General features: G+C 59.8%; 11 protein-coding genes. 8 read left to right on the top strand and 3 right to left on the bottom strand.

Going from position 1 to position 11927, the window contains the following annotated elements; all coding sequences use genetic code 11:
- The first annotated feature begins 102 nt into the window (after positions 1–102).
- Genes DTP52_RS22215 through DTP52_RS22200 form a run of 4 tightly spaced genes read left to right on the top strand, consistent with a single transcriptional unit; the run spans position 103 to position 4414 of the window.
- Positions 103–960, top strand: coding sequence for a sugar phosphate isomerase/epimerase (locus DTP52_RS22215; RefSeq protein ID WP_109755261.1), 858 nt, complete (start codon positions 103–105; stop codon positions 958–960).
- Entirely contained in the window at positions 953–2002 is a 1050-nt protein-coding gene (locus tag DTP52_RS22210; protein ID WP_109755260.1) for an isopenicillin N synthase family oxygenase, read from the top strand. Before DTP52_RS22215 ends, DTP52_RS22210 begins: the two co-directional genes overlap by 8 nt.
- 23 nt (positions 2003–2025) lie before the next feature.
- A complete protein-coding gene (locus DTP52_RS22205) occupies positions 2026–2823 on the top strand; it encodes a transporter substrate-binding domain-containing protein (protein ID WP_109755259.1) in 798 nt (265 codons plus the stop codon).
- Between the two features lie 49 nt (positions 2824–2872).
- Positions 2873–4414 carry an amino acid ABC transporter permease/ATP-binding protein gene (locus tag DTP52_RS22200; RefSeq protein ID WP_109755258.1) on the top strand — a complete coding sequence of 514 codons (1542 nt, stop codon included), beginning with the start codon at positions 2873–2875 and terminating at the stop codon, positions 4412–4414.
- 384 nt (positions 4415–4798) lie between these two features.
- On the opposite strand, the gene DTP52_RS22190 is transcribed toward DTP52_RS22200, so the two are convergent.
- The gene (locus DTP52_RS22190; protein ID WP_109755257.1) at positions 4799–5803 is read right to left on the bottom strand and encodes an aldo/keto reductase; all 1005 of its coding nucleotides are present in this window, start codon (positions 5801–5803) and stop codon (positions 4799–4801) included.
- Between the two features lie 39 nt (positions 5804–5842).
- A complete protein-coding gene (locus DTP52_RS22185; protein ID WP_109755256.1) occupies positions 5843–6403 on the bottom strand; it encodes a PaaI family thioesterase in 561 nt (186 codons plus the stop codon).
- A gap of 62 nt (positions 6404–6465) precedes the next feature.
- Between DTP52_RS22185 and DTP52_RS22180 the strand changes: the two genes are divergently transcribed.
- A complete protein-coding gene (locus DTP52_RS22180; RefSeq protein ID WP_109755255.1) occupies positions 6466–6918 on the top strand; it encodes a MarR family winged helix-turn-helix transcriptional regulator in 453 nt (150 codons plus the stop codon).
- Between the two features lie 14 nt (positions 6919–6932).
- Here DTP52_RS22180 and DTP52_RS22175 read toward each other — a convergent pair whose 3' ends face one another.
- Complete coding sequence (locus DTP52_RS22175) at positions 6933–7925, bottom strand: GntR family transcriptional regulator (RefSeq protein WP_371925620.1); 993 nt, start codon at positions 7923–7925, stop codon at positions 6933–6935.
- 329 nt (positions 7926–8254) lie between these two features.
- Between DTP52_RS22175 and DTP52_RS22170 the strand changes: the two genes are divergently transcribed.
- The 3 genes from DTP52_RS22170 to DTP52_RS22160 are packed head-to-tail and all read left to right on the top strand — an operon-like array spanning position 8255 to position 11920.
- Positions 8255–9631, top strand: a complete 1377-nt coding sequence (locus DTP52_RS22170; protein WP_109755305.1) for an amidase — start codon at positions 8255–8257, stop codon at positions 9629–9631.
- A gap of 41 nt (positions 9632–9672) precedes the next feature.
- A complete protein-coding gene (locus DTP52_RS22165; RefSeq protein WP_109755253.1) occupies positions 9673–10551 on the top strand; it encodes a polysaccharide deacetylase in 879 nt (292 codons plus the stop codon).
- Positions 10552–10579: 28 nt separating this feature from the next.
- Positions 10580–11920 carry an MFS transporter gene (locus DTP52_RS22160; RefSeq protein ID WP_109755252.1) on the top strand — a complete coding sequence of 447 codons (1341 nt, stop codon included), beginning with the start codon at positions 10580–10582 and terminating at the stop codon, positions 11918–11920.
- Positions 11921–11927 lie beyond the last annotated feature (7 nt).

The raw sequence follows: 11927 nt of genomic DNA, 5'->3' as shown, positions 1-11927 counted from the left end.
ACCGACGCCATCAGAGCAGCAGCCCGCAGCGGCCCCTTTTCGACTGCCCAGCAACGCCACCAGCCCAATCCGCTAGTGGCCCGAAGCAGTCGAGAGGAATGCATGAAGCTAGAGATTTTCCGTACCTTGTGGGGCTATACCGCCAGCCATTCATCCGCGCTGGATGAACTGCTCGTCGCCGGTTTTGATGGGATCGAAGCACGCCTGCCACTGCAGGCCAATGAGCGTGGCGAGTTCGGCGCTTTCCTGCGCAGCAATCACGTCCCCTACATCTGCACCCTGTTCAGTGCCTACGATGTCCTGCCTGATCAGCGCGCTACGCCTGCCCAGCACTTGGTCGACATCGATCGCAAGCTCGGCTGGGCCACGGAGCTGACCCCCCGTTTCGTCAATCTGCTTGCGGGCAATGATCGCTGGCCTCTGGCGCAGCAGGTCGAGTTCTTCGGTCAGGCCCTGGAACTGGCCGCCAGGCATGGGGTGTTCTGCAGTTTCGAGACTCACCGCGCCCGCTCCCTGTACAGCCCTTGGGTGACGCTGGAACTGATTCGCCAACTGCCGGAACTGCGTTTCACCAGTGACATCAGCCATTGGGTGGTGTGCTGTGAGCGATTACTGGACGACCCGGCCGACGATCTGTCGTCCTTCGTCGAGCGCGTTCATCACATTCAAGCTCGGGTCGGTTATGACCAGGGCCCGCAAGTTCCCCATCCCGCCGCTCCGGAATATGCCCGTGAACTGATGTTTCACCAGCATCACTGGGAGGCGATCTGGGCTTCTCAAATTCAGCGTGGCTATGCAGTCAGCACCCTGACCCCGGAGTTCGGTGCCGACGGGTATCTGCATCACTTGCCCTTCACCAACATGCCGGTTGCCGATCTCTGGACCTTGAACCAGTGGATGGCGCGAACCGAGCGCGAACACTTCAACCGTTTTACCTGTGAAGGAGCCCGCCATGAATAAGACTTCGCCGACCCAGGCCAACTTCAATAGCATTCCAGTGGTGAACATCGCTGGCCTCTTCAGTATCGAACTGGAGCATCGCCTCGCCGTGGCCGAGCAACTGGGTCGTGCCGCCAGCGATGTAGGGTTTCTGTACATCACCGGGCACGGCATTGATCCGGCACTGATCGAGGGCCTGCGCCAGGCAAGCAAGGATTATTTCGCGCAGCCCCTGGAGACCAAGATGCGCCATTACATCGGCGCCTCGGAAAGCCACAAGGGCTTCGTGCCCGAAGGAGAGGAGGTGTACTCCAAGGGCAAGCCGGACCACAAAGAGGCCTTCGACATCGGTTTTGAAGTGCCGGTGGACGATCCGCTATTCCTGAGTCGAACGCCGCTGCTGGGCCCGAACCACTGGCCCGACGTGCCGGGTTTTCAGGTTGCGGTACAAAATTACTATCAGGCCGTGTTTGCCCTGGGCCGTCGATTGTTCGATGGTTTCGCTCTGGCTCTGGGCCTGGAAGAGGGCTACTTCGACGCACTGGTCACCCGTCCGCCTTCCAAGCTGCGGCTGATCCATTACCCCTTCGACGCCACTGCCGTGGATGCTCCAGGCATCGGCGCGCATACCGACTACGAGTGCTTCACCATCCTGCACGCCGATCAGCCAGGGTTGGAGGTGCTGAACGACCAGGATCAGTGGATCGATGCACCGCCAATGCCCGGTGCGTTTGTGGTGAACATCGGCGACATGCTGGAAGTCATGACCTCCGGGACCTTCGTGGCCACCGCTCACCGAGTGCGCAAGGTGGCTCAGGAGCGCTATAGCTTCCCGCTGTTTTACGCCTGCGATTACCACACGCTGATCAAGCCGTTGCCGGCATTCATCAATGACGCTCAGGTCTACGAGGAGCTAACGATTGGTGAACACATGTGGAGTCAAGCCCTGCAGACCTATCAGTACCTGCGCAAACGCGTCGAGAACGGCGAGCTTGAGCTGCCATCCCGAGCCCGCAAGCCATCGAGCTTCGGTCGCCTGAAAAACACTGCCTCTCATTCCTAAAAAAACCAACGGAGCTTCCCATCATGAAAACCCCCTACGCCTTGACCCGACTGAGTCTGCTCGCCGCTGGTCTGTTCTGTGCCAGTGCCGCCTTCGCCAGCACCGCGACGCCGGGTGTATTGAAGGTCGGTATGGAAATCACCTACCCGCCGTTCGAATCCTATGACGCCAACAAGAACGTGGTCGGCTCCGACCCGGAGTTGGCCCATTCTCTGGCCAAGGCAATGGGCGTCAAGGCCAACTTCGTCGACACCAAGTTTCCCAATCTGCTCAACGGCCTCAACGCCGGGCATTACGACGCAATCATCTCCGGCATGTACATCACCCCGGAGCGCCAGGCCCAGGCCCGGACCATTGCTTATGCCAACACCGGCGCGGCAATCATGGTGCCCAAGGGCAGTGAGCTGAACCCGCAGGTTCCCGAAGACCTGTGTGGCCTGAAAATCGGGCTGGAGCAGGGCACCACCTGGGTCGGCAAGTTCCGTCAGTTGTCCAGCGACTACTGCGTCCCCAACAACAAGGGTGCCATCACCGTCAGTGAGTTTCCCTCGGCACCCGAGGTGACGCAGGCGCTGCTGTCAAAGAACATCCAGGCTCAAGTGGAAATTGCCGGCGCCGCGCACATGATCGCTCAGCGTACCAACGGCCGTGTGATCGTCAGCTCGCAGAAGTTGGTTTACCCGCAAACGTTGGGCATCTACGTCAAGAAAGACGCCGACGCGACCTATCAGGCGCTGGTCAAGGCGTTGGCTGAGAGCAAGGCCAACGGCGAGTACGCCGCCATTCTCAAGGCGTATGACCTGGAACCGGTCTCTGAGTAATGCCTGAAACCGCGCCCTTGATCGGGGGCGCGGCTTGCGCGAGGTGTCTATGCAATTCGATTGGGATTACTTTTTTTCGCTGTTCACCCTGGCTGACTTCTGGGCGGCGAGCCTGACCGTCATCGAACTGAGCACCCTGGCCTGGTTCCTGGGCATGCTGCTGGGTTTCGTCCTGGCATCGGCCAAACTGTCGAGCGTGCGCTGGCTGCGCATACCCGCATCACTCTACATCTGGTTCTTTCGCAGCATTCCGCTGCTGGTGCTGGTGGTCTTCGTCTACAACCTGCCGCAGTTGCTGCCTGGTGCCGGGCCGGTGCTGTCGGTGCCATTTTATTCCGGTCTGTTGGCGCTGGTGGTCACTGAGGCCGCCTACATGGCAGAAATTCATCGTGGCGGGCTGATTTCGATCGCCAAAGGCCAGAAGGAAGCGGGCCGCGCCCTGGGGCTCGGGCTGCTTGGCGTGCAACGGCTGATCGTCATTCCTCAAGCGTTTCGCATCTCACTGCCGACGTTGATTAACGAATACATCACGGTGGTCAAACTGACCTCGTTGATCTCGGTGATTTCACTGACCGAACTGCTGACTGTCGGCCAGCGCCTGTATGCCCAGAACTTCCTGGTCATGGAGACCCTGGCGGCTGTGGGCCTGTACTACGTGCTGATCGTCACAGTGTTTGGTTTCGCCTTGCAGCGTCTGGAACGTTACCTGGACCTGAACCTGCGTACACCGCAAACCCTGGAGAGCGCCTCGACACAAGTGCTGCGTGACAGTCTGGCACCTAGGGTATCGAGCAAGGTCAGCCTCCCAGCCAAAGGGGCGGCCCCGGCCCTGCACCTGCAGGGCGTGCACAAACGCTACGGCGATCATCATGTGCTCAAAGGTATCGACCTGAAGGTGCAAAGCGGCCAGGTGATTTCCATCATCGGCCCGTCCGGCTCCGGCAAGACCTCGTTGATCCGCACCATTAATGGCCTGGAACGCATCGATCAGGGTGAAATCCTGTTGTTCGGGGAGGGCTTCATTAATGCCGAGGACAAACCGGATGGGCGTCGGGTTCGTCAGGGCGTACAGCGCATCGGCATGGTGTTCCAGAACTTCAACCTGTTTCCACACCGGACACTGTTGGACAACATCTGCCTCGCCCCTCGTTATCATGGCGTCAACCGCGCACTGAGCGAGCAACGGGCCTGCCAACTGCTCGACAAGGTCGGCCTGCTGGCCCACGTTCACAAATATCCGCATCAACTGTCTGGCGGCCAGCAACAACGTGTGGCGATCGCCCGGGCCATGGCCATGGACCCGGACATCCTGCTGTTTGACGAACCAACCTCGGCGTTGGACCCGGAACTGGTCGGCGAGGTACTTACGGTGATCGCCGACCTGGCTCGCGAAGGCATGACCCTGCTGATTGTCACTCACGAAATGGAATTTGCCCTGTCGATCTCTGACCGGGTGATTTTCATGGAGAACGGCAACGTGCAGTTGGATGCCTCGCCAGAGGCGATCCGCGCAGGGCATGGAGCCCAACGGGTGCGACGGTTTATCGGGTTGGAAGAATCAGAGGAGGAGCGTTGCCTGTTGCTGGGCTAAATCGAGCGCGTTGGGTCGAACGATCCGCTTTATCGTGATCACATCGCTCTCGGACCAAGGCGTGCCCGCGCGATTGAACATTTCACCCTCGAAATCCTGGCAAAACAGGTCGATGGACTCGCCCATTCCCTGGGCACAAGTTAGCGGTGTCCGTACAGGTTTGGAGGCCGTTGCTTTCGGTGGTCCTAGTCCTGAAACCGGTGTAAGCCTATTTCAGAACTGGACACTTTCAATTCAGACTGGCGTTTGGCCTCGTCCGCGGGGCAGCATCACTCGGTTTTCGCCGCCATCAAAGCGTTCAATTCGCCGTATGTGTGGGCTTTCAAGGTTTGGGTGTCGAGTTGGCCGTTGTCCAAGAAACTGCGGGCCAATGCCCCCATGGCGCTATGCCACGATCCGATCCGTGCTCTCGCCCCAGGGAGTTACCGCCCGCGCTGGCGCCGAGGGTGTCAGGACGCTTGCTGTATCGAGGCGGCTGATGTGCTCGGGTGAAAGCTCAAGCGACAGCGCGCCGAGGTTGTCGGTGAGTTGGGTCATTGAGCGTGGCCCGATGATCGGCACTGCCCCGTGGGTGCCTGCCCAGGCAATGGCGACCTGACCCGCGCTGGCGCCGATCTCGCCCGCGATGGCAATGACGGTGTCGAGGATTTGCGTACGCTGCGCCGAATTCTCCGGCTGGAACACCCGGCCGCCCAAACCTTCGGCGCGACCTTTCTCCCCTTGGCGGTACTTGCCCGTCAGCATGCCGCCGCCCAGCGGCGACCAAGTGACGATACCAAGGCCCAGCGCGTGCGATGCCGGGAACAGGTCGGCTTCGGACTCGCGATGAACCAGGCTGTGCTCGAACTGCGCAGCCGCGATGGGAACGGTACGAGTCAGTTCGGCCAGAGTCACTGTACGGGCGAGCCGCCAGGCGGAGAAGTTCGAAAGGCCTGCATAGAGGATCTTGCCCGCGCGCGCCAAGTCCTCGAAGCCACGGACGATTTCCTCGGCTGGCGTGAGGCCATCGGGATGATGCACCCAGTAGATGTCAATCCGATCTGTCTTGAGTCGCTTCAGGCTCGCTTCCACGGAGGCGACCATGGCCTTGCGACTGTTGCCGGTGACCAGCCTATTGGCATTCGGCTGCGCCCCGTTGCTGTACTTCGTCGCAATGACGAAATCTTCGCGCCGCCCCTCCAGCAGGATGCCGATCTGTTCCTCCGATTGTCCGAACTGGTAGACATCCGCTGTATCGATGAAGTTGCCCCCAGCCTCGGCATAGGCGTTGAACATCGCTTTGCTGGTATCGGGGTCGGCGCCATGGCCCCAACCCGTGCCAAAGTTGCCCGTACCGAGCGCTACCTGCGAAACCCGCAGGCCGGTCTTGCCAAAGGATGTGTATTTCATGACTTTCTCCATTGTCGGACCGGAGCGCAGAGAACAATGTCAGGCTTGCTCATGTGGACGCCTCGGGGAAGGTGCAGGGAAATCGAAGATCAAGCATGTCGTGGTGGCGTGCGCGTACAGCTTGCCGTCGGGGCCAACGATTCGGCCTTCGGCCGTGGCAATCCGGCTTCCTGCATGGATCAACTTTCCCTCGGCGCGTACTAGCGGTACCGCGTCGGTCAAGGCGCGGACCATGTTGACTTTCAGCTCCAGCGTAGTGAAGCCCTTGCCTGCGGGTAAGGTCGAATGCACGGCGCAACCTACCGCCGAGTCGAGCAACGTGGAAAACCAACCGCCGTGTACGGTTCCCAGCGGGTTGTAGTGCCTTCGTTGCGGTCGACCCTGGAAGATCGCTATGCCTGGTTCCATGTGAATGGGCAGGAAATCGAGCGTGTCGCCGATGGGGGCGGGCGGTAGTTCCCCGGCAAAAATTGCCTCGAACAACTCCATGCCTGTCAGGCTGGTGATCTGTTTGTGCGTTGCGGCGTGGGAGGTGTTCCAACGGGCACGAATCGCTTTTTCCTCTTCGTCCCACCGCGCAACGACCTGGTCAGCCTCCATCACGGACTCCTTTATCATTCCAGATACTTGTATATGCAATACTTGTAGATACAATCTATACCATGAAAAATATGACCAAGCCACAGGGTTGCACCAATCTGAAGATTCGCCAGCTCAATCGCATGGTGACGCGTCACTACGATCGCTATATCGCCGAGTCCGGATTAAAAAACACGCAGTACGCATTGTTGTCCCACGTCGTTCGACTGGGTCCCATTCGCCCGAGCGACCTGGCCAGGCGAATGCAAATGGAGGCTTCGACGTTGACACGGAATATGCAGCCACTGGTCGCTCAAGGCTGGCTGACGGTCGGGGCGGGTGGCGACGCGCGCAGCCGCCTTGTCCAAGTGACCGAAGCGGGACTGGAAAAGCAAGCCGAAGGGCGGCGCGCCTGGAAAGAGGCGCAATTGGCACTTAATGAGCGACTCGGCGTGCATCGCGTTGCGGCGCTCCATGAATTGCTGGATGCATGTATCGAGTGCCTTGATGATGAGCCTGAAACGTGTACGGACTGACTGGTAGACGATTTTCAGCTCAGCTTGGTCAGATACTCCGGTACTTGCTGCTCAGGTAGCACTGACAGAACTTTCAACCGTTGCAACATGCGTTGGCGGGCGCGGTGGAGGTGTTCCTTGAGGTTCAGCGCTGCTGCGTCGAATGCGCCATGCAATAGCAACTCTAAAATCAAACGGTGTTCGGCCAGCATGGCTTCGTCGGGGCCGAGGCCCAACTGACTGTAAAAAATCCGACTGATGATCCTGGGGCTCTGGGCCTGCCGGATCAGCGTAGCGATCTTGCGATTGTTTATTCCGGCGAGGCAGTGGTAATGCAGGTCTTCTTCAAGTTGCTCGATGCATGCCAGACTGCAGCGTGGGTTGCTCTGTGCCTCTTTAACCCGCGACAGCATGGCTTCAAGGGATCCCCGGCTGAGCCCGGGTGCGCTCTGGCGTAACGCCTCAGGTTCAAGGCACGCGCGCAGCTCGTAGTCTTCGGTGATCTCCCTGGCGGTGAGCGGGCCGGCCAGCCATTGGGAGTAGGGTTCCTTTTCCACCAGGCCGCGGTCACGCAGACGCATCAATGCCTCGCGTATCACCGCCCGACTGACGCCGTAATGCTCGGCGGCCATTTGCTCGTCGAGTCGATAGTGCCCGAAAGCAATACAGGTCGATAAGGCCGAACCAATCTCGTCGAACATCCGCTCGCCCAACGGCCGGGTATCGACCAGTTCTTCGCTGCTATCAAGACCGAGTTGCTTGTGGGTTACGGCCAGCCGCAGTGGCTCCACTTCAACCCCCTTTGGGTTGACCAGATAACCACGACCATCGAATCGACTGATCAAGCCTTCCTTATGCAACAGGTCCAATGCTTTGCGCACCGGTACGCGGCTGGTTCCGAACAGGTCGGCCAGAGGCGCTTCGAGCAGGACAAGTCCTTGGGCCACCTCTCCATCAACGATGGCGTTGTGCAGGACCTGGCGGATCATGGCGTAGCGGGATGCAGTGCGGTAATCCTCGGCGGTCATCGATCTCATACGCTTCTCGAAAGGCGGGGGAAGATTCTCGCACAAGTCGGTTGTCACCGTGGACCACGTCCTTTGTGCGCGTTCCTGGGGCCGCTGTTACTGTTCTGCACCAAAACGGATATTTTTTAATTAGTACATTATTTGTGTTGCTGGCTGGTCCCGCATAAAAGGCTCCGAAAAATGGAATATCTACCCGTCTGGAAAGGCGTCTAGTCCGTAGGCTAGACGCGGATTGCTTTCGCCTTGGCGTTCCTTAAGCACTCAGTTTGGCACGCTATCTGCTGTATAAAACGTACATTTTAATAATGAATACGTTTTTGGTGGATCAGATGTCCTACGCCAGTCCTCAATTACCGCTTGAAGCCGATGCATTGGCCATGGCGGATGCATTCGCCTCGGGTAGCAGCGACCCGGTCAAGGCGTTGGAAGAAATGCTGGCCAGGGTGGCGGAAGTCGATGACGTGTTCATCTCTCTTTGTTCGGCGCGTGCCTTTCGCGAAGCCCATTCATCAGCTGCGCGCTGGAAGGCCGGACAACCGGCAAGCGCCCTGGATGGCGTTCCCATTGCTTGGAAGGACATGTTCGACGTCGCAGGCAGTCCAACTACCGCAGGCGCAGCCGTGCGCCGCGACATTACGCCAGCGCTGCTCGACGCCAATGTCGTAGGTCTGCTGGCACGAGCCGGAATGGTCAGTGTCGGGAAAACTAACCTTAGCGAGTTTGCTTACTCGGGCCTTGGACTCAATCCCCATTTTGGAACGCCGCACAATCCTGTCGGATTCGACCAGCCACGCATTCCGGGTGGCTCGTCCTCAGGCTCAGCGGTCGCGGTCGCGGCGGGAATCGTGCCGATTGCGATGGGCACGGATACCGCTGGGTCTATCCGAATTCCAGCGGCCTTCAATGGGGTGGTGGGGTTTCGCAGCAGTTGCAGGCGCTATAGCCGTGAAGGTGTCTTCCCACTCGCGCATACCCTCGACAGCGTGGGGCCTTTGACGCGCAGCGTGCGCGATGCCTTGGCTATCGACGACATCCTGTGCGGGCGTACGAAGTCGACCTCACTCATCCCTCGCGGTCTGGCAGGGCAGCGTTTTTGGGTCGACCCGTCGGTCCTTGATGATCCACGCGTAGAACCTGCGGTACGTGACAACCTGCTGAACTGCTTGAGCGTGTTGAAAACTCACGGTGCGCAGATTGACCTGCGGCCTTCGCCAGCCTTCCAAGCGACGCTCCATCTCATCGAGCAACAAGGCTGGCTTGGCGCCCCTGAAGCTTTCGCGCTGCATCAGCCGCTGCTCGACAGCGAGGCGGCCGCCCGACTCGACCCGCGCGTGCGGCGCCGTCTGGAAAGCGCACGTACATTCCCCGCCAGCCAGTTGGTCAACCTCTACAGCGCACGCGACCGGCTGCAGCAACAAATCGCCGATGAGCTGGATGGGGCGTTTTTGATTACGCCAAGCGTATCCCATGTCGCGCCACCCCTGGCGCCATTGGAGGCCGACGACGAACTGTTCGTGCGCACCAATCTCGCGACGTTGCGCCTGACCATGCCCGGTAGCTTGCTGGATCTGCCGGGCGTGTCCCTGCCGAGTGGCTGCGATGCGCTCGGTTTGCCCACCGGCATGTTGATTAGCGCGCCTGCCGGCGAAGACTTTCGATTGTTGCGCGCGGCGCTGGCAGTGGAAGCCGCGTTGCGCCAGCCCTGAGAAATCCCACGACTGATTGATAAAACCGCAGGAGAACAATGATGGCTAAAGAAATTCTGTGCGCCTTCGGCGTCGACGTAGACGCCGTGGCAGGCTGGCTGGGCTCATATGGTGGGGAGGATTCGCCTGACGATATTTCCCGTGGCCTGTTCGCTGGCGAAATCGGCGCCCCGCGTTTGCTCAAATTGTTCGAGCGTTACGGCTTGCGTACCACCTGGTTTATCCCCGGCCACTCGATGGAAACCTTTCCCGAGCAGATGAAGGCGGTGGCCGACGCCGGCCATGAAATCGGCGTGCACGGCTACAGCCATGAAAACCCCATCGCCATGACCGCCGAGCAGGAAGAAATCGTCCTCGATAAATCCATCGAGCTGATCACCCAGGTCACCGGCAAACGTCCCACCGGCTACGTCGCCCCGTGGTGGGAGTTCAGCAAGGTCACCAACGAATTGCTGCTGAAAAAAGGCATCAAGTATGACCACAGCCTGATGCACAACGACTTCCACCCCTACTACGTGCGCAAGGGCGACAGCTGGACCAAGATTGACTACAGCCAACATCCCGACACCTGGATGAAACCCCTGGTGCGTGGCGAAGAAACCGACTTGGTGGAGATCCCGGCCAACTGGTACCTCGACGATTTGCCGCCGATGATGTTCATCAAAAAGGCCCCCAACAGTCACGGTTTCGTCAACCCGCGCCACCTCGAGGAAATGTGGCTCGACCAATTCGACTGGGTCTACCGCGAGCATGAATACGCGGTGTTCACCATGACCATCCACCCCGATGTATCCGGCCGGCCCCAGGTGCTGCTGATGCTTGAGCGTCTGATCGAACACATCCAGAGCCATGCCGGTGTGCGTTTCGTCACTTTCGACGAAATCGCCGACGACTTTATCCGCCGCCAGCCGCGTACCTGATTCCCTCCCACCTTCCGAGGCGCGATTCATGTCTATCTACAACAAGCTTGACCTGACTGGCTGGAAACCCCGGCAACTGACGTCCCAGGAAGTCCGCTTCGCCACCTGGATCGCCTTCTTCGCCTGGGTGTTTGCGGTGTATGACTTCATCCTGTTCGGTACCTTGCTACCCGAGATCGGCCGGCACTTTGGCTGGAGTGAAGTGGAGCAGGCCGAAATCGCGACCTGGGTGGCGGTGGGTACCGCCGTCGTTGCGTTGGCCATCGGCCCGATCGTCGACAAGCTGGGGCGGCGCAAAGGGATTATCTTCACGGTGGCCGGTTCCGCCCTGTGCTCGGCGCTCACCGCGATTGGCGGGGCGTGGGGCAAGTCGCCGCTGATTCTGATCCGTTCGTTGGGCGGCCTGGGCTATGCCGAAGAAACCGTCAACGCCACCTACTTGACCGAGTTGTATGGCGCCTCGCAAGACCCGCGGCTGACCAAACGTCGCGGCTTTATCTACAGCCTGGTGCAGGGCGGCTGGCCAGTCGGTGCGTTGATCGCGGCGGGTTTGACCGCGCTGCTGCTGCCGATCATCGGCTGGCAGGGCTGCTTCATCTTCGCCGCGATTCCGGCGGTGGTGATTGCGATCCTGGCGCGCAAGCTCAAGGAGAGCCCGCAGTTTCAGATCCATCAGCGTATCACTGAGTTGCGTAAAAACGGCGCGGTGAAAGAAGCGCAAAACGTCGCCGTGACTTACGGCGTGGACTACGACGAACACAGCAAGGCCGGCCTCAAAGCCGCGTTCCGTGGTCCGGCCCGTCGCGCCACCTTGGTGATCGGCGCCGCGTTGTTGCTCAACTGGGCGGCGATCCAGGTGTTCAGCGTGCTCGGTACTTCAGTGATCGTCAGCGTGCACCACATCTCCTTCGAGAACTCGCTGATCATCCTGGTGCTGTCGAACCTGGTGGGTTACTGCGGTTACCTCAGCCACGGCTGGATGGGCGACAAGATTGGCCGCCGCAACGTGATTGGCCTGGGCTGGATGCTTGGCGGCCTGTCGTTTGCCGGGATGCTGTTCGGCCCGAGCAACATGGCGATGGTGGTCGGGCTGTACAGCCTGGGCCTGTTCTTCCTGATCGGGCCATATTCGGCGGCGTTGTTTTTTATCAGTGAAAGTTTCCCTACCAGCATCCGCGCCACCGGTGGCGCGATCATCCATGCCATGGGCCCGATTGGCGCGGTGGTCGCAGGGTTTGGCGCCACCCAGGTGTTGTCCGCCGGCAGTGACTGGCAGACCGCCGCACTGTGGTTCGGTGCTGTGCCGTGCTTCTTGTCCGGTGCGCTGATGTTCGCCGCACGCCACGTGCGTCCGGAAACCGTTCAGTGAGGATTTC

Origin of the sequence: Pseudomonas sp. 43mfcvi1.1 (assembly GCF_900115935.1) — a bacterium.
Taxonomy (GTDB): Bacteria; Pseudomonadota; Gammaproteobacteria; order Pseudomonadales; family Pseudomonadaceae; genus Aquipseudomonas; species Aquipseudomonas bijieensis.
Note: the sequence above shows the minus strand (reverse complement) of the source record. Positions and strands in the feature narration are given on the sequence as shown.

Coding starts and splice junctions, on each gene's coding strand:
- DTP52_RS22215 (WP_109755261.1), top strand. CDS start 103: ATGAAGCTAGAGATTTTCCGTACCTTGTGGGGCTATACCGCCAGCCAT.
- DTP52_RS22210 (WP_109755260.1), top strand. CDS start 953: ATGAATAAGACTTCGCCGACCCAGGCCAACTTCAATAGCATTCCAGTG.
- DTP52_RS22205 (WP_109755259.1), top strand. CDS start 2,026: ATGAAAACCCCCTACGCCTTGACCCGACTGAGTCTGCTCGCCGCTGGT.
- DTP52_RS22200 (WP_109755258.1), top strand. CDS start 2,873: ATGCAATTCGATTGGGATTACTTTTTTTCGCTGTTCACCCTGGCTGAC.
- DTP52_RS22190 (WP_109755257.1), bottom strand. CDS start 5,803: ATGAAATACACATCCTTTGGCAAGACCGGCCTGCGGGTTTCGCAGGTA.
- DTP52_RS22185 (WP_109755256.1), bottom strand. CDS start 6,403: ATGGAGGCTGACCAGGTCGTTGCGCGGTGGGACGAAGAGGAAAAAGCG.
- DTP52_RS22180 (WP_109755255.1), top strand. CDS start 6,466: ATGAAAAATATGACCAAGCCACAGGGTTGCACCAATCTGAAGATTCGC.
- DTP52_RS22175 (WP_371925620.1), bottom strand. CDS start 7,925: ATGACCGCCGAGGATTACCGCACTGCATCCCGCTACGCCATGATCCGC.
- DTP52_RS22170 (WP_109755305.1), top strand. CDS start 8,255: ATGTCCTACGCCAGTCCTCAATTACCGCTTGAAGCCGATGCATTGGCC.
- DTP52_RS22165 (WP_109755253.1), top strand. CDS start 9,673: ATGGCTAAAGAAATTCTGTGCGCCTTCGGCGTCGACGTAGACGCCGTG.
- DTP52_RS22160 (WP_109755252.1), top strand. CDS start 10,580: ATGTCTATCTACAACAAGCTTGACCTGACTGGCTGGAAACCCCGGCAA.